The sequence below is a fragment of the Flagellimonas amphidinii genome (assembly GCF_013090115.1).
GTDB lineage: Bacteria > Bacteroidota > Bacteroidia > Flavobacteriales > Flavobacteriaceae > Flagellimonas > Flagellimonas amphidinii.
In genome coordinates, this window is the sequence record NZ_JABFNN010000037.1 from 153,144 (window position 1) to 176,682 (window position 23,539).

Below are 23,539 nucleotides of genomic sequence, written 5' to 3' on the forward strand. Positions count from 1 at the left end.
CATGTCATTAGTTCGGTTTTTGTATCTTTTTGTGAATCAATCTTAAATGAAAAAAATAGCGTTCATATTTTTTCTTTTCATTGGTCTTTCAGTGTCTTGGAGCCAAGCTAAAAATAGGGTTGATTCTCTAAGACAATTATTGACGGACACCAAGAACGTTGAGGAATCCGTTGGGTTGAATGAGCAGCTTTTTGTGGCTTACCTCTATACTTCGCCAGATTCTGCTGACCACTACCGCAAAAACATCAAACGTATTTCGGAAAATAATAATTATATCGATGGTCAGTATCTATATCATTCATTGAGCGGTCGTTATCACTTTGCCAAATCTGATATTGATAGTGCTTTTTATCATATCGAAAAAGCCTCCACAATAGCTGAAAAGCTGCAAAACAAATTGTATTTGGCAGATTGTTATAAGAAAATAGGTGTCATTTATAATGTCAGAAGAAATGATTCGCTTTCAGCCAAGTATGCACATATGGCTTTGGAGAATGCAAAACAAACTGATGATTGGAGAATACTTTCATCCATATACATCTTATTGGGCAATCAAAATTTTATACAGACAGCATATCCAGAAGCACTCACCTATTATCTTAAACTGGATTCCATTTATACATCCCAAAATAAGGTTGATAAATCTCTGGCGGCAGCCTACAACAATATAGGAATGATTTATTCCGAGCTTAGAAATCCGAAAGCGGTTGATTACATTAAAAAGAGCATTGAGATATATGAAGGGTTGGGACTCGAAGAAGGAGCTCGTTATGGAGATGTGGCCTTGGCCACCTACTACGATTTTCTTCAAGAAGACAAGGTTGCAATTAACCATTTGTTGAAAGCCAAAAAGTATTATGAAGAATATGGTGATAAAAATATGCTTGGGCATATTTATGGCAGATTAGGTAGTTGCTACCTGCAATTAAATGATTTTGAGAACGCTGAGTTATACCTGATAAAGGTTTCTTCAATGCCGGAAGCGTCACAGGACAAATCTATAAAAGTTTTAAACCAAATAGGTTTGGGAGACCTATACTCGCATAAAAAACAGCATCAGAAGGCTGTCTCCCATTTTAAAAATGCTTTGGAACTATTGCAAGAGAATGATGGCAATGACGCTAAGGACCTTCAGCTATTCAATATTTATAAAGGACTTTATGGTGCTTACAAAGACAATAACGATTATAAGAATGCATTGAATGCCCTTGAAAAAAAAATGGAATTGGAGGCAAGCATTCAAAAGTCACAAAATGAGTTGGAGGTTGAAGAACTCAATAAAAAATACCAAACGGACAAACAACAACAGGAAATTGAGCTTCTGACTTCCCAATCACAACTTGCAGCGCAAAAGTCTAAAAATCAAAGGAATTTGCTAACACTGGGCTTATTGATTTTAGGGCTTGCTTTTGGCACCTTGTTTTTTCTTTTTAGGAATAAGCAGAAAACCAACCAAAGGTTGAAGGAACTGGAATCTGCCAAATCCAAGTTTTTTGCCAATATTTCCCATGAGTTTAGAACACCGCTCACCTTGATTTCCGGGCCGGTGGCACACCAACTTTCTAAAGATGGTTTATCTACGGATGATAAAACCGATTTAAACCTGATACAGCGTAATGCCAATCGATTATTGAATTTGGTTAACCAGTTGTTGGAACTCTCCAAAATTGAGGTGGGGCATAGGAAACTAATGGTCTCTAAAGGTAATTTGGAACTTTTTCTTAAGTATTTGGTAGAACCTTTCCAATATCAAGCCGAACGCAAAGGGATGGTTTTTAAGAGAGAGGTCATGGTGCCCAGTGAAGCCTGGTTTGATCGGGATATTGTGGAAAAGGTGGTGGCCAATCTCTTGTCCAATGCCATCAAGTACAATAAGGAGGGAGGAACCATAGGTTTTAATGCCGAGTTGAAAAACCAACAAATGACCCTAACCGTAACCAATGAGAATGAGGAGCTATCAGAAAACGAACTCCCCCAACTGTTCGATCGTTTTTATCAGAACAATATGCTCAACCCAGGTGCGGGTATTGGCCTCTCTTTGGTGAAGGAATTGGTACATCTTTCAAAAGGAAGTATTGTGGCTTCAAAACTTAATAGTGGTACCATTCTTTTTACCGTTACGTTGCCCGTAGCCAAGGGTGCATTTTCCAATGAAGATATGGTAATGGCCGAGAAGTATGAAGGAAATTTTGAAAGTACAGAAAAAGAATCCATTGCTCTAGATGAGCCTATTGCCGAGTTTGAAGATAACAACCTTCCTGTGATGTTGGTTATAGACGATAATGAAGAGATTAGACTTTTCATTAAAACCTTGTTCAAAAAAGAATATCAAATTTTGGAGGCCCCAAATGGTGAAGAAGGTATTAAGGTTGCCTTTAAAGCAGTTCCAGACCTGATTGTTTCTGATATTATGATGCCTGTTAAGGATGGAATCCAGTTGAGTAATGTGCTGAAAAATGATGAAAGGACTTCCCATATCCCCATTATTTTATTGACAGCAAAGTCTGGGGAAGAAAATGAACTTACGGGCTTTAAAGCGGGAGCGGATGCCTATTTGGTAAAACCCTTTAAAGAGGAAAAATTACGGGTAATCATTAAGCGACTTGTGGCTACTGGCGAAGCTATACGTGAGAAGTTGAACAAGCAGGTTATACTTAAACCACAGGAAATTGAACTTACGGACCCAGACAGCCTATTGCTCAAAAGAATACAGCAGATTTTAGATGATAATCTGACCGATTCTGAATTCAATACGGCATCCTTTTGTGATCAGGTGGGCCTAAGCCGGATGCACCTGCATAGAAAACTAAAGGCTCTGACCGGTTATGCTGCCTCAGAATTTATTAGGGTCCAGCGGTTAAAAATGGCGGCAAAGTTGCTAAAGGATGGCCATACCCATATTTCTGAAGTGGGTTATGCCGTTGGCTTTAACCAACCCGCTTATTTCTCCACAGCTTTTAAGCAGCATTTTGGCTGCTCACCGTCTGAATATATGGACAATTAGTGGTGGGTAGTAATAAACACGAATAATACTTAAGCTATAATTAATTCTGATTTACCCGGTAGGTGATTTTCCGATTGGTGATGACCGTGCCTGCTCTTACGGATAAAGTTGCGGTATTTGAGGTTATGGAGTTACAGGAGGCCCCTGAATTGGAAGCTATCACTCGGAAAATGTGGCCATTTTTGTCTATACCGGGAATGGTCACAGTTAAGTTTGCAGTTTGTGTGCCCGAATATTCGGTACCATCAGCTATTGGATTAAAATTGGAACCGCCATCTGTGCTCACTTCCCATTGAAAAGTATCCGGTCCGTTTGCCACAATTGAAAAACTGCCATTATTGCCAACAATTATGGTTTGATTATTGGGTTGGGTCGTAAAGGAAAATGGAGATACCGTTATGGTTTGTTGTACATCCAAAGTGTTTCCAGATGCATCGGTTACACGATAAGTTCTGGTTATAATTTCTGGGTCGGTGCCGCCATCACTAACATCACTTATAAAAGTAACCGTTGGACTTGGGTCGCAATTATCTGCCTCATCGGTAATAACGGTGACATCTGCAGTAGGAACGTCGGCACTGCAATACACGGTCACAGGGGCTGGACTAGTTGCGGTAGGTGCTGTTGTATCAACTGTAATGGTTGTGGTGGCTGAAATGTTGGGAGCGGCAGGATCACCGGGCATGCCACCGTATTCAACTAGGTAACCTTGGGGTTGGTAGGATCCACTTGATGCCCCAGTGTTGGAGAGGTCGTTCCAGGATCCATCTAGACCCACGCCTGGAGCGGTAATATGGGCATAGTCTTCATTACCTGCCTGATTGGGTTCTCCCGTATTCCAAAATTCGTAAGCAAAAGCCGTTCCTCCGGCCGTGCCGCGCCAAAAAAGGGTCCCTGCCTCTGGTCCGGTAACCCAAAGCCAATCGCCTTCAGTGGTTTCATCGCTGGCACCAATCCAGCCTGCACCAGGAGCTTGACTCCCCACTAGGGTTGCTTCGTCTTGGGCACCTATGGTGACCAAATATCCTTGAAGACCGTAAAAAGTCCTTAGTGCTGCCGCATCACGGGCTGCAGTCCATGTAATTCCCAATGAGGGCACGTACTCGTAATAGTGACCCGTGGAAGCCAAATAATTGGCTTCATTCAATACTGTGGAAAACGTTCTGGTGTCACCGGAGTTTACCGTTGCCGTAGTCTGAAAAGTAACATCGAGAAGAGCTGCTTCAAATTCAGCTAGTGTAGCAGGCCCTGTTAAGGTTAATCTTCCTTCGGAAACATCCCAGCTAGAGGTTATGTTTGGATGGCTTCCGGTCAAGGATAGTTGGTCGCCAGTATTGTCATAGTTTGCGGTAACCTGAACATAAACAGCATCCAAAGTGGTGTCATCAGGGTCTGTAATGGATACGGTTTCAATGATTTGAATGGTGGAACCCGGGCAGAATATTTGGTCCCCTGTTGCCGTAATGCTTGGTGGGTCATTAGGAACAACCGGTGTTCCACAGTTGGAATACAGGTTGCTGAAGGGAACATTCTGTTTGGAAATCGATGGACCTTGGTATTGTACTGTCAACGTCTCGCCGCCGCCATTTTCAAAGAAAAGTACGGTAATATCATGGAGACCTGTAGTCAATGAGACTGTTCCCGATCTTTCCTGTGTACCGTGAAGACCGTCATTGCTCACAATTTCGGTTCCATCAATAAAGAGTTTTGAACCATCATCTGAAGAAGTATAGAAGGTATAGGAGCCAGGGGTATCTATCTGGAGATATCCGACATAGCGGATACTGAAGGTATTGGTGTCCCCGGAATCTTCCTGATTTTGAAGGGCATCCACATCGAAACTGGTAAAAACCCCTGTGCTCAAGGCTCCAGAGGTTGGAATATTGTCCACAGTATTCCCGGAGGGGACGCTGTCGTAAAACTCAAAATCCACCTCCCCAGAACATAAAGGGAGTGTGCCTTCCACCAAAACGTTATCAATATAATAATGTTCGCTATTGTCTGTATTATACATCCGAATCCGAATCTCAAGGGTGGATCCCGTTGTTGGAAGGTTTACCGTATAGGAAGAATCTAAAGGGTCACTTGGACTGGCATCTCCTGAGGCATTTTCAAATTCTGTCCAAGAAGCTGCTCCATCAATTCTATATTCCCCAATAAAATAATCGGTTCCTTGTTCAAAATTGTTCGCATTGTTCACGGCAACGTCCATACTAAAACTAATGGAGGTGTATCCATATATGTTGATGGGGTCAGTGGACCAAGTACTTTCTGAGTCTAGATTTCTGCCTCTCATGCTGCCATTCCGAATGTCCAATCTTCCGTTATTTGATGCCCAGTCTGTAAGGGATGGGCCGGTCGCTGTCCCGTTTTCGGTTCCGTTGGAATAACTATTAAAATCTTCGCTCCAAATGGTGGTTTGTGACCACACCGAAAAAGTCCCAAACAGAAATATTAGGAGTGAGAAATTTAGAAATGAAAGGTTCTGCTGCTTTTTTAAACCTTTTGAGGTTGACTTCATGTCGGCGTTTTCAATAATACAAAGCTATTCTCAATGGGTTTGATGGAAAATAATTGTTGTGAAACCCTCGATTAGGGATGTTTATGCGTGGGTTTTGCGAGTTTTTGTAAGATGGGACCCCATGTTTGGATAATTCTTACTGGCATGGGTTGCAAATACCGTATTAAATATCGTATATTTGCACCACTGAACGGATATAAAGCTATTCATGAGGGGACTTTGAGTCCCCTCTTTTATTACTGATTTCTAATGTTTAAGGAGAAAGTGGAGTCTTTATTGAACAAGGCCTTGGAAGAATACCCTTCCTTGTTTTTGATTGATTTTACCATTGGAGGAGATAATACGATCAGAGTTGTTTTGGATGGCGATGATGGAGTCAATCTTCAGGATTGTATGAACATTAGTAGGGCTATTGAGCATAATCTGGATAGGGAGGAGGAAGATTTTTCATTGGAAGTTACTTCCGCCGGAGCTACATCTCCCTTAGAATTGCCCCGTCAGTACAAAAAGAACATTGGAAGAAAATTAAAGGTGAGAACCGATTCTGAAGAATTGGAAGGAACCTTGACTCAGACCACTGAAGATAACATTACCTTGGAATGGAAGGCACGTGAGCCAAAACCTGTAGGTAAAGGAAAAGTTACGGTTCAGAAAAAGCAGGAAATAGCGTTTTCTGATATTCGGCAAGCAAAAGTTGTATTAAAATTTTAATTGAAGATCAAATATGGAAAACCTAGCGCTAATCGAATCCTTTTCGGAATTCAAGGACGATAAGTTTATAGACAGGGTGACCCTTATGGCCATTTTGGAAGATGTATTCCGAAATGCGCTCAAGAAAAAATTTGGTTCAGACGAGAACTTTGATATTATCATTAACCCAGATAAGGGGGATTTGGAGATATGGAGGAACCGTGTTGTGGTTGAAGATGGAGAAGTAGAGGAACCCAATGAAGAAATATCTCTTTCTGAAGCAAGGAAGATTGAACCTGATTTTGAGGTCGGTGAAGATGTATCGGAAGAGGTAAAACTGATGGATTTGGGGAGAAGGGCTATTTTGGCATTGCGTCAAAATTTGATTTCCAAAATCCATGAACATGACAATACGACTATTTACAAGCAGTTCAAGGATCTTGAAGGTGAAATCTATACGGCTGAAGTTCATCATATCCGTCATAAAGCCATTATATTATTGGATGATGAAGGAAATGAGATCATTCTTCCAAAGGATAAACAGATACCATCTGATTTTTTCAGAAAAGGAGATAATGTCCGAGGGATCATTGAAAGTGTAGAGCTGAAAGGGAATAAACCGGCCATTATCATGTCCAGAACTTCACCAATTTTCTTGGAGCAATTGTTCTTCCAAGAGATACCAGAGGTGTTTGACGGATTGATAAGTATCAAAAAAGCAGTTCGCATTCCAGGAGAAAAAGCTAAAGTTGCCGTTGACTCCTATGACGATAGAATTGACCCTGTTGGTGCATGTGTTGGTATGAAGGGATCCCGTATTCATGGTATTGTACGTGAATTGGGCAATGAAAATATTGATGTCATCAATTGGACCAACAACCCACAACTAATGGTTACTCGTGCGTTGAGTCCGGCCAGAGTGTCATCAGTAAAACTGAACGATGAAAAGAAAACGGCTCAAGTTTACCTAAAGCCAGAGGAGGTTTCCAAAGCTATTGGTAGAGGAGGTCATAATATTAGATTGGCAGGGCAACTTACTGGTTATGAGATTGATGTATTTAGAGAAGGTGTAGAGGAAGATGTGGAGTTGACCGAGTTTTCAGATGAGATAGAAGGATGGGTAATTGAGGAGTTCAAGAAAATAGGTCTGGATACTGCGCGCAGCGTTTTGGAGCAAGATGTTGAGGATTTGATCAAAAGAACCGATTTGGAAGAAGAAACGGTTCATGATGTAGTGCGTATCCTCAAGGAAGAATTTGAAGATTAAACTATATATTAGCAGCGAATTTTAGGGCAAGCAAAAATTATTTATGGCAGGAAACCCAACAATACGACTTAATAAGGTTCTTAGGGAATTGAATATTTCACTGGATCGAGCGGTGGATTATCTGTCTGCGCAGGGACATGATGTAGAGGCAAGGCCTACCACTAAGATTACAGATGAGGTATATCAAGTACTGTTGGATGAGTTCCAAACGGATAAGAGCAAAAAGGTAGCTTCCAAAGAGGTAGGAGAGGAGAAAAGAAAGGAGAAGGAGGCCATCAGGGTTCGGATGGAGCAAGAGCAGGAAGAAAGACGTCTTGCAAGAGAAAGAAGGGAAGCAGCGGAGCAGGTCATCAAGGCCAAAGCTGAGCTTTCTGGTCCCAAAACGGTTGGTAAAATCGATTTGGATAAAAAACCGGAACAGCCTAAAGTTCAAGAAGAGCCTAAGGCAGAAGTGAAACCAGAGGAGGTTGAAAAGCCAGTTGAAGAAAAACAACCAGAAACCCCTAAAGTTGAAGTTACTGTAGAAAAGAAAGCTGAGGCTAAGGTTGAAAAAGAAGAGCAGCCTAAAGAAACGGGTACTATCAAAACCCAGTATAAAAAGCTTAGTGGTCCAAAAATAACTGGAGATAAAATTGATCTTTCCCAGTTCAATAAACCGAAGAAAAAGAAAGAAGAGCCGAAGAAAGAAGCGGGAAATGCTTCTTCTGATAGAAAGAAGCGTAGAAAACGTATTGTAAGCAAAGGCCCTCAATCAGGTAATGGTCGTCCTCAAAGAGGCGGTAATAACCAGGGAAGACGAGGGGGTCAGCGCCCATCCACTCCTAAAGTGGAGCCTACAGAGGAAGAAGTACAAAAACAAGTACGGGAAACCTTGGAGAAGCTTCAAGGCAAATCGAGCAAAGGCAAAGGGGCAAAATATAGAAGAGAAAAAAGAGATCAGCACCGTCAGCAGACTGAAAAGGATCTGGAGCAACAGGAGTTGGAAAGCAAGATTCTTAAGGTAACCGAATTTGTAACGGTGAATGAAGTGGCTACCATGATGAATGTATCCACCACCCAAATTATCTCTGCTTGTATGTCGCTTGGAATCATGGTGACCATGAACCAAAGATTGGATGCTGAAACACTTTCCATTGTAGCTGAAGAATTTGGTTATGAAGTTGAGTTTGTAACGGCTGAGATTGAGGAGTCCATTGAAGAGCAAGAAGATGCTCCGGAAGATTTGAAAGCAAGGGCTCCAATTGTTACTGTAATGGGTCACGTAGACCATGGTAAAACCTCTTTGTTGGATTATGTCAGGGAGGAAAATGTAATTGCAGGCGAAAGTGGAGGTATTACCCAGCACATAGGGGCTTATGGGGTTACTCTGGAAGATGGTCAAAAGATTACCTTCTTGGATACTCCGGGTCACGAGGCGTTTACCGCTATGCGAGCCCGTGGAGCGCAAGTAACAGATATTGCGATAATCGTTATTGCTGCGGATGATGATATCATGCCTCAGACTAAAGAGGCTATCAGTCATGCTCAAGCAGCTGGAGTTCCTATTGTTTTTGCAATCAATAAAGTGGATAAGCCTACGGCAAATCCAGATAAGATAAAAGAGGGCTTGGCCAGCATGAACCTGTTAGTAGAAGATTGGGGAGGTAAGATTCAATCCCACGATATTTCTGCAAAAACTGGGCAAGGTGTCAAGGAACTTTTGGAAAAAGTTTTGTTGGAAGCTGAATTGTTAGAGCTGAAAGCAAATCCAGATAGATTGGCCACAGGAACTGTAGTAGAGGCATTCTTGGATAAAGGACGTGGTTATGTATCCACTATCTTGGTGCAGACGGGAACCTTGCAAATTGGAGATTATGTGTTGGCAGGAACTTGCAGTGGTAAGGTTAAGGCAATGCAGGATGAAAGGGGCAAGAACATTAAAGTCGCGGGTCCGGCAACACCGATTTCAATTTTAGGTTTGGATGGTGCTCCGCAAGCTGGGGACCGATTCAACGTGCTTGAAGATGAAAGGGAGGCTAAACAAATTGCTGCTAAACGTTCGCAATTACAGCGAGAGCAATCAGTTAGAACTCAGCGTCATATCACTCTTGATGAAATTGGCCGAAGAATTGCTCTAGGTGACTTCCAAGAGTTGAACATTATCTTAAAAGGTGATGTGGATGGATCGGTCGAGGCATTAACAGATTCGTTCCAAAAATTGTCGACTGATGAAATTCAAGTCAATATCATTCACAAAGCAGTTGGGGCCATTACAGAGTCTGATGTGTTATTGGCCAGTGCTTCGGATGCGGTTATCATTGGATTTAATGTAAGGCCAATGGGCAATGCCAGGGCTGTTGCTGACAAAGAAGAAATTGACATTAGGACATATTCTATCATCTACGACGCCATCAATGACCTTAAGGATGCTATGGAGGGTATGTTGTCTCCAGAAATGAAGGAAGAAGTTACCGGTAATGCAGAAATACGAGAGACCTTTAAAATTTCTAAGGTTGGAACCATTGCGGGTTGTATGGTGACCAGTGGTAAGATTTTCAGAAATTCTCAGATAAGACTTATCAGGGATGGAGTGGTAATCTTCACGGGAGAATTGTCTTCATTGAAACGCTTCAAGGATGATGTGAAGGAAGTATCCAAAGGATACGATTGTGGTTTACAGGTCAAAAACTACAATGATGTCAGAGAAGGAGATATCATAGAAGCCTTCCAAGAGGTGGCCGTTAAGAAGAAACTATAGGTTATTGAATATATGAGTAAAAAAATCCCGCATTTAGCGGGATTTTTTTATTTATCTAGCATCGCTTTCCGGTTTCAGCAACATGGCATCTGGGTATTTTTTTCGAACCTCCAAAAATTTTCGTTCAGCTTCCAGTTTAGTTTTAAACTTGCCTAGACGAACACGATAGGTTGGTGATTCAAACTCAATTTTAGAATACCAGTTGGGAAAATCCACGTCTACTTTAGATTTTAGATTTTGAGCTTTCTGATAAGTGCCAAAACCAACTTGTATTTGATAAAATTTTGCCTTGGAATTGACTTCAGTGTACAACTGTATCAGTTCGTCAATTCTTGCATCCTGTTCTATGGATACAGTGCCTTCTTGGGCAGAAAGTCCTAAGGTAAAACCTGTTAGCAGCAATATATATATTGGGGTTTTCATAAAGGAAATCTTCTTTTTGATTGCGCTAAGATACAAATGAATTTTTTTAACAAATTGAAGCGATTCGAGCCTCTTATTTAGAATCCTTATAAATTATAGTTTATAAATACCTTAACATTTTGAAAAATGACTCTATGTCGTACTTTTGTCACCAATTTTGGTGGGGCAAAATACTATTGTTCTCAGTATCAACAGTAATTATCGTGCCAAAGATTTCGATAGAAATTTCGTTAATATGAAAAAGGTTTTATACCGCCATCTATTTTCTAAAGTTTTAGGTTTTTCTCTCCTACTTTTCTCCACTTCATTTTATGCGCAAGAAGAAGCTGCTGATGCTACTGCAGAGACGGTAACAGCGGAGAGTGCTGCTGGAGGTGACCCCGCGAAGGGAAAACAGTTGTTCAATCAAAATTGTGCCGCTTGTCATGCCTTGGATCGTAAAATGACCGGTCCTGCTTTGGCTAATGTTGAGTCAAGGTTGTCCGAGGATGAAGGCTTGGATAAGGAGTGGTTGTATGCTTGGATTAAAAATAGTCCTGGTGTAATAAGTTCTGGAGATGCCTACGCTAACAAAATTTATGCTGAATACAATCAAGCGGCAATGACGGCTTTTCCAACATTGTCCAATGAGGATATTGATAATATCTTGGCCTATACCGCTGCTCCTCCATCTAAACCGGCTGTTGTTGCAACTGCTGATGGTGGTGGGAATGCTTCAGGCGGGGAATCGTCCGGTATTTCAAATGAGTTGATTTTAGGAGCCCTTACTCTAATATTTGCTTTATTGGTGATTATGCTTGTCTTGGTGAACAGGACTTTGCGTCGTATTGCTGAGGCCAATGGAGTGGTATTGGAAAAGGAAAAAGCAGAAAAGCGTATTCCAATTTGGAAGGCTTTTGCTCAAAATCAGTTCTTGGTGCTGGTGACATCTATTTTTCTACTATTGGCTGCTGCTTACTTTGCATATGGTTGGATGATGCAAGTGGGGGTTGATCAGGGCTATGCTCCAGTGCAACCAATTCATTATTCGCACAAAATCCATGCTGGTGACAATAAGATTGAATGTAAGTATTGTCACTCATCAGCAAGAGTATCTAAAACTTCAGGCATTCCATCTTTGAATGTTTGCATGAACTGTCATAAATCCATTTATCAATATACTGGTAATCCCGAAGGTCCTAGCGCTGAAGATTTGGCAAATGGATATACCAATGAATTCTATACGGCTGAAATTAAGAAGTTATATAAAGCTGTTGGATGGGATGAGGAAAACCAAAGATATACAGGTGAAACTCAGCCAGTAGAATGGGTGAGAATCCATAATCTGCCAGACTTTGCTTATTTCAATCACTCTCAGCACGTTTCTGTAGCGGGAGTTGAATGTCAGACTTGTCATGGGCCAGTGGAGGAAATGGAAATCATGTATCAGTATTCCCCTTTGACTATGGGATGGTGTATCAATTGCCACAGAGAGACCAATGTTAAGGTTGAAGGCAATGAGTACTATGAGGCCATTCATGCAGAGCTTTCCAAAAAGTATGGTGTTGAGGAATTGACCGCTGCTATGATGGGTGGTTTGGAATGTGGTAAATGTCACTATTAAGAATAAAAAGAAGATAATCTCAGATATATCGTATGGCATCAAACAAAAAATATTGGAAAAGCGTTGAGGAGTTAAATCCTAACGATTCCATTGTTGAGACGCTAAGACAAAATGAATTCACTGAACAGATTCCTGTTGATGAGTTTTTAGGAGACAAGGAAAATCTGTCAAATTCTAGCACTAGTAGAAGGGACTTCTTGAAATATGTTGGGTTCAGTACTGCGGCCGCTACCGTTGCTGCATGTGAGGGCCCAGTGCATAAATCTATTCCTTATGTAATGCAGCCGGACAATATAGTTCCTGGTGTTGCCAATTACTATGCTACTACCATTGCAGATGGATTTGATTTTGCGAGTGTACTAGTGAAAACTCGTGAAGGTCGTCCCATTAAAATAGAAAATAATACAGATGCCAAAGTCAACGGTGGAGCCAATGCTAGAGTGCAAGCTTCTGTTTTGACATTGTATGACAGCAAGAGGGTTCAGGGGCCTATGGGCAACGGAGAGCCTATTGAATGGAAGGTTTTAGATGCTACGGTTAGGGCTAAACTTGGAAGTTTAAAAGGTTCCAATAAACAAATTGTGTTGTTGACGCAAACCTATGCAAGCCCATCTACGGATAAATTAATTGCGGAGTTCAAAGCTGAATTTGGGGACAATGTAAGCCATGTTGTTTACGATGCCATTTCTGAAGATGCTGCTTTGAATGCATTTATGGCCAATTATGGTGAACGTGCCCTAGCGGATTATGATTTTGAAAAAGCGGATTTGATTGTCTCTTTCGGTGCTGATTTCCTTGGAGATTGGCAAGGAGGAGGTTATGATACAGGATATGCAAAAGGACGTGTGCCAAAGCATGGTAAAATGTCCAAGCATGTTCAGTTGGAGGCGAATATGTCCTTGACCGGTGCAAATGCGGATAAAAGATATCCGATGACTGCCACCCAGCAAAAAATAGCATTGGCTAAATTATACGGTAAACTTAATGGCAGTAACGTTGGAGGGGGAACTTCTGATGTGGATGCTGCTGTTGATCAGGTTGCTGCCCAAATCAAAAAAGCGGGGAGCAAAGCTGTTGTTGTTACAGGATTGAATGACGTTAATGCGCAGAATGTGGTGTTGGCCATCAATAAATTGTTGGCTAGCGAAGCTTTTGATACAGAAAAACCAAAATATGTTCGTCAAGGAGATGTTGCCAAAGTAACAAAGCTGGTCGCTGATATGAATGCGGGCCGCGTTGGTGCTTTATTGATGGATGGGGTTAATCCTGCTTACACCTTGCCAAATGCAGATGAGTTTGTTGCCGGACTTGAAAAAGTTGATGTTTCTGTTGCCTTTGCATTTAATAATGATGAAACTGCACAAGCTTCAAAATATGTAGGTGCGGCATCCCATTACTTGGAGTCTTGGGGTGATACACAGATTAAAAAAGGTCATTATAGCTTGATGCAACCTGCTATCCGCGAACTTTTTGATACCAAACAGTTCCAAACTGCTTTGCTAACATGGATGGGCAGTGAAAAAACATATTATGAATACATCAAGGAGACTTGGGATGCTGATGTGCTTCAAGGTGCCTCTTGGAACAAAACATTGCAAGATGGTGTGTTCATTCCTGCTGCGGTTGTTGCTGATGGTGAAGAAGCTGTTGCTACGGTTGTTGAGGAAGAAGAAGGTGCTGAGCCAAATATAGCGCCAATTGCCTCTGCAATTCGTTCTTTGGTGAATTCAACCAGTGCTGGAACCGAATTGGTTTTATATTCCAAAACTGGAATGGGGGATGGTCGTCAGGCCAATAATCCTTGGTTGCAAGAATTCCCTGATCCTATTTCAAGAGTTTCTTGGGACAATTACGTGACTGTTTCCAAAGCTGATGCTGAAAAATGGGATCTTGAAAATTATGCAGTTGCTAATGGTGGTGTAAACGGTAGCTATGTTAAGCTTACTGTTGATGGGAAAGTGTTGGACAATGTTCCTGTGATTGTGCAGCCCGGTCAAAAGGATGGTACTGTTGGTCTTTCTTTTGGATACGGTAAAAAAGCTGGAATGCAATCAGAAATGGCAACAGGGGTAAATGCATTTGCACTATATAATAATTTCTCAGATGTGCAGTCCGTTACTGTTGAAAAAGCTGCTGGGGAGCATGAATTTGCATGTATTCAACAACATAAAACCTTAATGGGTAGAGGAGATATCATCAAGGAAACTACCTTGGAAATCTTCAATACCAAAGACCACCATGAGTGGAACCCAATGCCTCATGTAAGCTTGGACCATCAAGAAATACCTGTTACATCTCCTGATGCTGATTTGTGGGAAGAATTTGATCGTTCCATCGGGCATCACTTCAATCTATCCATAGACTTGAATGCTTGTACGGGTTGTGGAGCTTGTGTAATTGCATGTCATGCAGAAAACAATGTTCCAGTAGTTGGAAAACAAGAAATTCGCCGCTCAAGAGATATGCACTGGTTGCGTATTGATAGATATTACTCTTCCGAAGATACCTTTGAAGAAGATAATGAGAAGAAGGAAGGAATGGATGGTCTTTGGGGAGATAATGGTTCCTTGGGAGGTTTCAGGGAAATGGAAGATCCTTCCGCGAACCCACAGGTGGCTTTCCAACCTGTAATGTGTCAGCACTGTAACCACGCTCCTTGTGAAACTGTATGTCCTGTAGCTGCTACCTCGCATGGTAGACAAGGACAAAACCATATGGCATATAACCGTTGTGTGGGTACTAGATACTGTGCCAACAACTGTCCATATAAAGTACGTCGTTTCAACTGGTTCTTGTACAGTGATAATGATGAGTTCAATTTTAACATGAACAATGACTTGGGTAAAATGGTCATCAACCCAGATGTGAATGTTAGGTCTAGAGGGGTTATGGAGAAATGTTCTATGTGTATCCAAATGACCCAAAAAACCATCTTGGATGCCAAGAGAGAAGGCAGAACCATCAAAGACGGAGAGTTCCAGACGGCATGTTCAGCGGCTTGTAGCAGTGGAGCAATGGTCTTTGGGGACATTAACGATAAAGAAAGCAAGGTTGCCGAGTTGAAAGAAGATGATAGAATGTACCACTTGTTGGAGCATGTGGGTACAAAACCCAATGTGTTCTATCATGTTAAGGTAAGAAACACCAACGAGGCTTAATCAATAAAAAGAAGTAATTAGAAGATAAATTATGGCGTCGCATTACGAAGCACCTATTCGAAAGCCCTTAGTACTTGGAGATAAAGGATACCACGATGTATCTGTGGATATCGCCGGTCCAGTTGAGGGAAAGGCCAATAAGCAATGGTGGATTGTGTTCACCATAGCATTGGTGGCATTCCTTTGGGGTCTAGGATGTATTATTTATACCATTTCCACAGGTATTGGGGTTTGGGGTCTTAACCGAACTGTTAACTGGGCCTGGGATATTACAAACTTCGTTTGGTGGGTAGGTATTGGTCACGCAGGAACGCTGATTTCAGCGGTATTGTTACTTTTCCGCCAAAAATGGAGAATGGCAATCAACCGTTCTGCGGAGGCAATGACTATCTTCTCGGTAATTCAGGCCGGATTGTTTCCCATCATTCACATGGGGCGTCCTTGGTTGGCTTACTGGGTACTTCCAATTCCTAACCAATTTGGTTCGCTTTGGGTAAACTTTAATTCACCGCTACTTTGGGACGTATTTGCGATATCAACCTATCTTTCGGTTTCATTGGTTTTCTGGTGGACAGGACTTTTGCCAGATTTCGCCATGATTCGCGATAGGGCCATTAAACCATTTCAAAAGAAAATATACAGCCTGTTGAGCTTTGGTTGGACAGGTAGAGCTAAGGATTGGCAACGTTTTGAGGAAGTTTCCTTGGTATTGGCCGGTTTGGCCACGCCTTTGGTGCTTTCCGTACACACTATTGTATCCTTTGACTTTGCTACATCGGTAATTCCAGGATGGCATACCACTATTTTTCCACCATACTTTGTTGCAGGTGCAATTTTCTCTGGATTTGCCATGGTGAATACACTTTTGATCATCATGAGAAAGGTGTGTAATCTAGAGTCTTATATTACTGTGCAGCATATAGAGCTGATGAACATCGTAATCATGATTACTGGTTCTATAGTAGGATGTGCCTATATTACAGAGTTGTTCATAGCATGGTATTCAGGTGTCGAATACGAACAGTATGCATTCTTGAATAGAGCGACAGGGCCTTACTGGTGGGCATATTGGTCCATGATGACCTGTAACGTGTTCTCGCCTCAATTCATGTGGTTCAAAAAATTGAGAACCAGTATTATGTTCTCTTTCTTTATTTCCATAGTGGTGAATATAGGAATGTGGTTTGAACGTTTTGTGATTATCGTTACCTCTTTACATAGGGATTACTTGCCATCTTCTTGGACGATGTTCTCCCCAACTTTTGTGGATATCGGAATCTTCATTGGTACCATAGGGTTCTTCTTTGTATTGTTCCTATTATACTCCAGAACATTCCCAGTAATTGCTCAAGCAGAAGTAAAATCTATTTTGAAATCTTCTGGAGAGCGTTACAAAAAATTAAGAGATGCAGGTAAGCCTCTGTACGAAATGCCTGCAAAAGGAAAATCAAAAAAGGCAGACGAAGCTCCGGTTGAAGAAAAGTTCGAAGCAGATGAAAAACAGGTGTCATCACTTTTAGATGCTATCGGAACGTTTGATGCGGATAAAGAAATACCGGATGATTTGAAAAAAGTAAAAGGCATTGGTCCACAAATGGAACAGACTTTGAACCAGATAGGCATTTTTACCTTCGCTCAAGTAAGTAAAATGACCCAAAAGGAATATGATCTGTTGGATTCCATCACTGGTTCCTTCCCAGGAAGGGCACAACGAGATGATTGGGCTGGACAGGCAAAAAAATTAAACGATAAAAAGTAATTATGGCATCAAAAGTTATACAGGCACTTTATAATGATGACGACATATTGATGCATGCCGTAAAAAAAGTAAGGGCAGAGCACCATCATATTGAGGAAGTGTATACTCCTTTCCCTGTGCATGGTTTGGACAAAGCCATGGGATTGGAGGATACCCGAATAGCAATTACTTCCTTCATGTACGGATGTTTGGGTCTTACGGTTGCCATCGTTATGATGAACTATATCATGATTGAGGATTGGCCGCAGGATATTGGTGGTAAACCGAGCTTTAGCTATTTGGAAAACATGCCGGCTTTTGTGCCAATCATGTTTGAGCTTACAGTATTCTTTGCTGCTCACTTGATGGTAATAACCTTTTACTTAAGAAGTAGAATGTGGCCTTTCAAAAAAGCGGAGAACCCAGATAAGCGTACTACTGATGATCATTTTTTAATGGAAATCGGAGTGCATGATAACGAAAAGGAACTTACAGATTTGTTGTGGGAAACAGGGGCTGTGGAAATAAATGTTACAGAAAAGGATTCTTAATACTATGAAGCATTTAGGTAAAATAAGTATGATTTTGGTTTTGGTACTGTTTGTGGCGGCTTGTGCCGATAAAAACAGACCTAACTATCAATACATGCCAAACATGTACGAATCCGTGGGGTATGAAACCTATGAAGGAGTGGATAATGGATTGTTTCCTGATGGTACAGAAGCTTTATTGCCCCCAGACAATACGGTTTCCAGAAACTGGTTGCCATACGAATTTGAAAACACACCAGAGGGTAAGGATTTGGCAAGGTTGAATACAAGTCCTTTAGATTCTTTACAGTCTGAAACCAATTTGGCCAAAGGGAAAGAATTGTATGATATTTATTGTGCTATTTGCCATGGCTCTAAAGGAGACGGACAAGGAAATTTGGTGAAACGAGAAAAAATATTGGGTGTTCCAACCTATGCTGATGCAGCACGTAACATTACCGTTGGTACTACTTACCACACCATTTATTATGGATTGAATTCCATGGGATCTTACGCATCTCAATTCGCAAGCGAAGAAGAAATGTGGCAAGTTTCCGAATATGTTATCAAATTAAAGGAAGACCTAACAAAATAATAGGATAAGAGTAAACTATGTACACCTTTTCAAACAGACTTAAAATAGGATCTTTCATTGCTATGGGCCTTGGGCTTATATTGTTGGCAATTGGTTTTGTGTCTGCTCCTTCTACTGTGGAAGAAGCCAAAGCTATTGTTGCTTCTGCCCATGATGATGGTCACGGAGGAGGGCATGCAGAGGAAACTGTAAGCCATGGGGAAGATCAAGGACATGGAGAGAGCACAGCACACGGAGAAGAAGCTACACATGGAGAGGGGCATGATGCTTCCCACGATGAACATTTGCTTCACCAACTACAAAATAGACCTTGGTCCGCACTGTATGTGGCCGCATTCTTTTTCTTTATGATTGCTCTTGGAGTATTGGCGTTCTATGCAATACAAAGAGCTGCCCAAGCAGGATGGTCACCATTATTGTTTAGAGTAATGGAGGGTATTACTTCTTATTTAGTGCCCGGTGGTATTATCGTGTTTGTAATTTTGGTTCTTTCCGTGCTGCACATGAATCATATGTTCGTTTGGATGGATGCTGATGTAGTTGCCCACGATGAACTATTACAAGGTAAATCGGGATACCTTGACCCAACTTTCTTTTTGGTGAGAGCTGCGATTTTCTTGGGTGGATGGATTTTCTACCGTGAATATTCCAGAAAACTATCTTTAGCTCAAGATGAATCTGATGATGACTCCAACTTTGTAAAAAACTTTAGATGGTCCGCAGGATTCTTGGTGTTTTATTTGGTCACTGAGTCTATGATGTCATGGGATTGGATCATGAGTTTGGATCCCCACTGGTTCAGTACGTTATTTGGATGGTATGTGTTTGCCAGTATGTTTGTTTCTGGTATCACGGTTATCGCAATGGTTTCCATCTATTTAAAATCAAAAGGATACTTAGAAGATGTCAATGATAGCCATATTCACGATTTAGCCAAGTTCATGTTCGGGATAAGTATTTTCTGGACTTACCTTTGGTTCGCCCAATTCATGTTGATTTGGTATGCCAACATTCCTGAAGAAGTTACCTATTTCGTAACTCGAATTGAAAATTATAAATTACCATTCTTTGGTATGCTGGCATTGAATTTTATTTTCCCATTATTGGTGTTGATGAATAGTGACTATAAGAGAGTAAACTGGTTTGTGATCATGACAGGTTTGGTAGTGCTTTTTGGCCATTATTTGGACATATTCAACATGGTAATGCCTGCAACAGTGGGAGACCAATGGCATATAGGATTACCTGAAATTGGAGGAATACTATTTTTTGGAGGATTGTTTGTGTTCTGGGTGTTCAATACATTGACCAAGGCACCACTGCAACCCAAGAGAAATCCATTTATTGAGGAAAGTAGACATTTTCATTATTAATACGATTAGATTAAGTCTTAGATAGATATACAATGACGGCATTATTAACATTGACTGTTTTAGTACTGGTAGCAATTGCAATCTGGCAAATGACCAAGATTTTTGAATTGTCTCAAGTCAAAACAGCGAACACAGAGATAGCAAATGATTCCGATAACAAGAATAACGGATATTTACTATTTGGCTTCCTGATTTTTATCTACGGAATTACCATATTCAGTTTTGCAAAATATTCTAAAGTATTATTGCCAGAAGCTTCTTCGGCTCACGGAGGAGAGTATGACCAACTGATGTGGGTGTCATTTGCAATTATATTTTTTGTGCAGACCATTACACAGTTCCTATTGCACTATTTCGGGTATAAATATCGTGGCGAAAAAGGCAGAAAGGCTCTTTTCTTTGCTGATAATGACCGTTTGGAGTTTATCTGGACCATTATTCCAGTAATAGTATTGGCTGGTTTGATCTTGTGGGGGTTATATACGTGGACCAATATCATGGACATCAATGATGAGGATGATCCTCTAATTGTAGAGTTATATGCCCAACAGTTTAACTGGACGGCACGTTACGGAGGAGATGATAATGTTTTAGGGGATGCAAGTGTACGTTTGATCGATATTGATAGAGCCAATGTACTTGGCTTAGATGAGGCAGACCCTAATAGTAACGATGATGTAATCGTGAAGGAATTACACTTGCCAGTAGGTAGAAAAGTGAATTTTATGATGAGATCTCAGGATGTATTGCATTCGGCTTACATGCCCCACTTTAGAGCACAAATGAATTGCGTGCCTGGAATGGTGACTCAGTTCTCATTCACTCCAACAGTAACCACTGAGGAAATGCGATTAAATCCTGATGTTGTGGATAAGGTGAAAAGAACCAACGCCCTACGTGCAAAGTGGGCTGCAGAAGGTAAACCTAATACCGATCCATGGGAATTTGATTATGTACTACTTTGCAACAAAATCTGTGGAAAGTCACATTACAACATGCAGATGAAGATTATTGTGGAGACAGAAGAAGAATTCAACAAGTGGATGGCTGAGCAAACAACTTTTAAGGAAACTGTAGCTCCAGTTCAATAAGATAGGCTAGAAAAAGATACACGGATACTAAAAAAAATAAAACGATTATGTCAGCTACTGGACACGAACACGGACACGAAGATCACGGACATCATCATAAGGAAACCTTTGTTACCAAATATATATTCAGTCAGGATCACAAGATGATTTCCAAGCAGTACTTAGTTACAGGTCTCATTATGGGATTTATAGGTATTGCAATGTCGCTGCTGTTTAGAATGCAATTGGCATGGCCAGGAGAATCCTTTCCAATTTTTGAAGCTTTACTTGGAAAATGGGCACCAGATGGTGTTATGGATGCTGATATTTATTTGGCATTGGTGACCATACACGGTACCATAATGGTATTCTTTGTACTTACTGCTGGACTAAGTGGTACTTTCAGTAACCTTTTAATTCCGTTGCAGATTGGAGCTAGAGATATGGCTTCTGGATTCCTGAACATGGTATCTTATTGGTTGTTCTTCCTTTCTTCAGTAATCATGGTAATTTCCTTATTTGTTGAAGCAGGTCCTGCAGCAGCGGGTTGGACAATTTATCCGCCTTTGAGTGCTTTGCCAATGGCACAGCCAGGATCTGGAGCTGGTATGACACTATGGTTGGTCTCCATGGCAATCTTTATTGCATCTTCTTTATTGGGGTCTTTGAATTACATCGTAACGGTTATCAATTTAAGGACTAAGGGAATGTCAATGACGCGTTTGCCCTTGACGATTTGGGCTTTCTTTGTTACCGCAGTAATTGGTGTAATTTCTTTCCCGGTATTGTTATCGGCAGCACTTTTGTTGATTATGGACAGAAGTTTTGGAACTTCGTTTTTCCTTTCAGATATATTTATTCAAGGGGAGGTACTGCACTATCAAGGAGGTTCTCCAGTATTGTATGAACACTTGTTTTGGTTCTTGGGTCACCCAGAAGTATACATTGTATTGTTGCCAGCATTAGGAATTACATCAGAAGTAATGTCTACGAACGCAAGAAAGCCAATCTTTGGATACAGGGCGATGGTAGCTTCTATTTTGGCCATTGCTTTCCTTTCTACCATAGTTTGGGGACACCACATGTTCATCTCTGGAATGAATCCATTTTTGGGATCTGTATTTACATTTACAACACTTTTAATTGCAATACCTTCTGCGGTTAAGGCATTTAATTACATCACAACACTCTGGAAAGGTAACTTACAGTTGAATCCAGCTATGCTGTTCTCGATTGGTTTGGTATCTACTTTTATTACGGGAGGATTAACGGGTATCATTTTGGGTGATAGCACCTTGGACATCAATGTGCACGATACGTATTTTGTGGTTGCACACTTCCACTTGGTAATGGGTATTTCGGCCTTGTATGGATTATTTGCGGGAGTTTACCACTGGTTCCCTAAAATGTTCCAGGGACGAATGATGAATAAAAACCTAGGTTACGTCCATTTCTGGATTACAGCAATATGCGCCTATGGTGTATTCTTCCCAATGCATTTTGTAGGTATGGCCGGTGTCCCAAGACGTTATTATCAAAACACGGCATTCCCAATGTTTGATGAATTGACCAACGTTCAAGTATTAATGACTGTCTTCGCGATTATTGCAGGATTGGCTCAATTGGTATTTGTATACAATTTCATCACTAGTATTTTCTATGGAAAAAAAGGACCGCAAAACCCATGGGGTTCCAATACATTGGAGTGGACCGCACCACAAGAACACATACATGGAAACTGGCCAGGTGCTATTCCTCATGTATATCGTTGGGCGTATGACTACAGTAAGACCTATGAAAATGGAGAGTACATAATTCCTGGACAGGATTTTGTGCCACAGAACGTTCCACTTCAAGAAAATGAGGAAGAACTTAACCACTGATCAGGTTTAAGTATACAATATAGAAAAGCCCATCCTATAGGATGGGCTTTTTGTTGTTCAATGTGGTACGGCTATTGTTAAGGTTAATTGTAATATCTTTAATAACCCTAAAGTGAGAACCTGTGAAAAATCTTATTTTATTGCTTATTGTGCTTACGCACGTTACGTTGGAGGCACAAAGAAAACCGAGGATAAAAGGTAGTCGGATTGTGACCGAAGTGAGCGAGGAACTTCCGGCATTCAATGCCGTTCAGCTCAATGATGATTATGATATTATCCTGAAAAAATCTTTTGGCCCTGGATACCGTATTGTGGCGGATGATAACTTAATAGATATCTTTAAGTTTAAAGTGATGGACAGTACCTTGATTATTAGTGCATTTTATGATGTAACCGCTAAAAAGCAATTGGATATCACTATAAATTACACAGATTTGAAAGCAATAACCCTAAAACAAGGCAGTATTAGTTCTGATGATATTATAGAAAGTGATGAGCTCTTTGTTGATGGTTTTGAAAATACCCGATTAAACCTCAGGGCCAGTGCCTCTGTTATGGACATAAATTTAGAAAATACAAGCAGAGCTGAATTCAATGTAGATGTTGATTCATTAAACATAGGTCTTTCCGATAGGGCCGAAGCTTATATTTATGCAGTAAATGGCACAAGTTTAATTGACTTGGATGGAAATGGCTCCCTTACCTTTGAAGGAACTTCGGATGGATTTGTGGCCAATCTTATGGGTAATGCCAAGTTAAAAGCGGAAAGAATGGAAGCTGGCAATATAGCAACCTCAATTGAAAACAGTGCCAGTGCAAGAATCTACGCTTATCAAACTTTAGAGCTGAAAGCGAGAGGAAACTCAAGAACCTATCTTTATGGGAATCCCCAAATCAATATTGTTGAGTTTATGGATACTGCTCAACTTTTGAAAAAAGAAGAATGA

Annotated in this window: 15 protein-coding genes; 13 read left to right on the forward strand and 2 right to left on the reverse strand. The window is 40.9% G+C overall.

All coding sequences use genetic code 11. The features are described from left to right. Nucleotides 1-46 precede the first annotated feature (46 nt). A complete protein-coding gene (locus HJC33_RS11535; protein ID WP_171658975.1) occupies nt 47-3,004 on the forward strand; it encodes a hybrid sensor histidine kinase/response regulator transcription factor in 2,958 nt (985 codons plus the stop codon). Between the two features lie 40 nt (nt 3,005-3,044). Here HJC33_RS11535 and HJC33_RS11540 read toward each other — a convergent pair whose 3' ends face one another. Further along, complete coding sequence (locus tag HJC33_RS11540; RefSeq protein ID WP_171658976.1) at nt 3,045-5,525, reverse strand: PA14 domain-containing protein; 2,481 nt, start codon at nt 5,523-5,525, stop codon at nt 3,045-3,047. 249 nt (nt 5,526-5,774) lie between these two features. Between HJC33_RS11540 and rimP the strand changes: the two genes are divergently transcribed. Genes rimP through infB form a run of 3 tightly spaced genes read left to right on the forward strand, consistent with a single transcriptional unit; the run spans nt 5,775 to nt 10,219 of the window. Beyond that, the gene (gene rimP, locus HJC33_RS11545; protein ID WP_171658977.1) at nt 5,775-6,236 is read left to right on the forward strand and encodes a ribosome assembly cofactor RimP; all 462 of its coding nucleotides are present in this window, start codon (nt 5,775-5,777) and stop codon (nt 6,234-6,236) included. Between the two features lie 13 nt (nt 6,237-6,249). After that, nucleotides 6,250-7,482 (forward strand): transcription termination factor NusA, encoded by a 1,233-nt coding sequence (nusA, locus tag HJC33_RS11550; protein ID WP_171658978.1) that lies wholly within the window; start codon nt 6,250-6,252, stop codon nt 7,480-7,482. Between the two features lie 43 nt (nt 7,483-7,525). Next, entirely contained in the window at nt 7,526-10,219 is a 2,694-nt protein-coding gene (gene infB / locus HJC33_RS11555) for a translation initiation factor IF-2 (protein WP_171658979.1), read from the forward strand. Between the two features lie 51 nt (nt 10,220-10,270). On the opposite strand, the gene HJC33_RS11560 is transcribed toward infB, so the two are convergent. Then, complete coding sequence (locus HJC33_RS11560; RefSeq protein WP_171658980.1) at nt 10,271-10,642, reverse strand: SPOR domain-containing protein; 372 nt, start codon at nt 10,640-10,642, stop codon at nt 10,271-10,273. 235 nt (nt 10,643-10,877) lie between these two features. Here HJC33_RS11560 and HJC33_RS11565 point away from each other — a divergent pair, with 235 nt between their 5' ends. From HJC33_RS11565 to HJC33_RS11605, 9 genes are all read left to right on the forward strand, one after another. Next, complete coding sequence (locus HJC33_RS11565) at nt 10,878-12,245, forward strand: cytochrome c3 family protein (RefSeq protein WP_171658981.1); 1,368 nt, start codon at nt 10,878-10,880, stop codon at nt 12,243-12,245. Nucleotides 12,246-12,277: 32 nt separating this feature from the next. After that, a complete protein-coding gene (locus tag HJC33_RS11570; RefSeq protein ID WP_171658982.1) occupies nt 12,278-15,403 on the forward strand; it encodes a TAT-variant-translocated molybdopterin oxidoreductase in 3,126 nt (1,041 codons plus the stop codon). 31 nt (nt 15,404-15,434) lie between these two features. Then, nucleotides 15,435-17,162, forward strand: coding sequence for an NrfD/PsrC family molybdoenzyme membrane anchor subunit (nrfD, locus tag HJC33_RS11575; RefSeq protein WP_171658983.1), 1,728 nt, complete (start codon nt 15,435-15,437; stop codon nt 17,160-17,162). 2 nt (nt 17,163-17,164) lie between these two features. Continuing rightward, nucleotides 17,165-17,692 carry a DUF3341 domain-containing protein gene (locus tag HJC33_RS11580; protein ID WP_171658984.1) on the forward strand — a complete coding sequence of 176 codons (528 nt, stop codon included), beginning with the start codon at nt 17,165-17,167 and terminating at the stop codon, nt 17,690-17,692. A gap of 4 nt (nt 17,693-17,696) precedes the next feature. Further along, nucleotides 17,697-18,266, forward strand: a complete 570-nt coding sequence (locus HJC33_RS11585) for a c-type cytochrome (protein WP_171658985.1) — start codon at nt 17,697-17,699, stop codon at nt 18,264-18,266. A 17-nt stretch (nt 18,267-18,283) separates the two neighbouring features. After that, nucleotides 18,284-19,639 carry a quinol:cytochrome C oxidoreductase gene (locus HJC33_RS11590; RefSeq protein ID WP_171658986.1) on the forward strand — a complete coding sequence of 452 codons (1,356 nt, stop codon included), beginning with the start codon at nt 18,284-18,286 and terminating at the stop codon, nt 19,637-19,639. A 32-nt stretch (nt 19,640-19,671) separates the two neighbouring features. Beyond that, on the forward strand, nt 19,672-20,730 hold the full coding sequence (locus HJC33_RS11595; RefSeq protein ID WP_171658987.1) for a cytochrome c oxidase subunit II: 1,059 nt from the start codon (nt 19,672-19,674) through the stop codon (nt 20,728-20,730). A gap of 47 nt (nt 20,731-20,777) precedes the next feature. Beyond that, complete coding sequence (locus HJC33_RS11600; protein ID WP_171658988.1) at nt 20,778-22,592, forward strand: cytochrome c oxidase subunit I; 1,815 nt, start codon at nt 20,778-20,780, stop codon at nt 22,590-22,592. A 122-nt stretch (nt 22,593-22,714) separates the two neighbouring features. Continuing rightward, complete coding sequence (locus HJC33_RS11605; protein ID WP_171658989.1) at nt 22,715-23,539, forward strand: GIN domain-containing protein; 825 nt, start codon at nt 22,715-22,717, stop codon at nt 23,537-23,539.

What these genes read in the sequence shown, in the direction of transcription:
- nusA (WP_171658978.1), top strand. Translation starts at nt 6,250, where the DNA reads ATGGAAAACCTAGCGCTAATCGAATCCTTTTCGGAATTCAAGGACGAT.
- HJC33_RS11590 (WP_171658986.1), top strand. Translation starts at nt 18,284, where the DNA reads ATGTACACCTTTTCAAACAGACTTAAAATAGGATCTTTCATTGCTATG.
- HJC33_RS11565 (WP_171658981.1), top strand. Translation starts at nt 10,878, where the DNA reads ATGAAAAAGGTTTTATACCGCCATCTATTTTCTAAAGTTTTAGGTTTT.
- HJC33_RS11595 (WP_171658987.1), top strand. Translation starts at nt 19,672, where the DNA reads ATGACGGCATTATTAACATTGACTGTTTTAGTACTGGTAGCAATTGCA.
- rimP (WP_171658977.1), top strand. Translation starts at nt 5,775, where the DNA reads ATGTTTAAGGAGAAAGTGGAGTCTTTATTGAACAAGGCCTTGGAAGAA.
- HJC33_RS11580 (WP_171658984.1), top strand. Translation starts at nt 17,165, where the DNA reads ATGGCATCAAAAGTTATACAGGCACTTTATAATGATGACGACATATTG.
- HJC33_RS11570 (WP_171658982.1), top strand. Translation starts at nt 12,278, where the DNA reads ATGGCATCAAACAAAAAATATTGGAAAAGCGTTGAGGAGTTAAATCCT.
- HJC33_RS11600 (WP_171658988.1), top strand. Translation starts at nt 20,778, where the DNA reads ATGTCAGCTACTGGACACGAACACGGACACGAAGATCACGGACATCAT.
- HJC33_RS11585 (WP_171658985.1), top strand. Translation starts at nt 17,697, where the DNA reads ATGAAGCATTTAGGTAAAATAAGTATGATTTTGGTTTTGGTACTGTTT.
- HJC33_RS11535 (WP_171658975.1), top strand. Translation starts at nt 47, where the DNA reads ATGAAAAAAATAGCGTTCATATTTTTTCTTTTCATTGGTCTTTCAGTG.
- HJC33_RS11540 (WP_171658976.1), bottom strand. Translation starts at nt 5,525, where the DNA reads ATGAAGTCAACCTCAAAAGGTTTAAAAAAGCAGCAGAACCTTTCATTT.
- nrfD (WP_171658983.1), top strand. Translation starts at nt 15,435, where the DNA reads ATGGCGTCGCATTACGAAGCACCTATTCGAAAGCCCTTAGTACTTGGA.
- infB (WP_171658979.1), top strand. Translation starts at nt 7,526, where the DNA reads ATGGCAGGAAACCCAACAATACGACTTAATAAGGTTCTTAGGGAATTG.
- HJC33_RS11560 (WP_171658980.1), bottom strand. Translation starts at nt 10,642, where the DNA reads ATGAAAACCCCAATATATATATTGCTGCTAACAGGTTTTACCTTAGGA.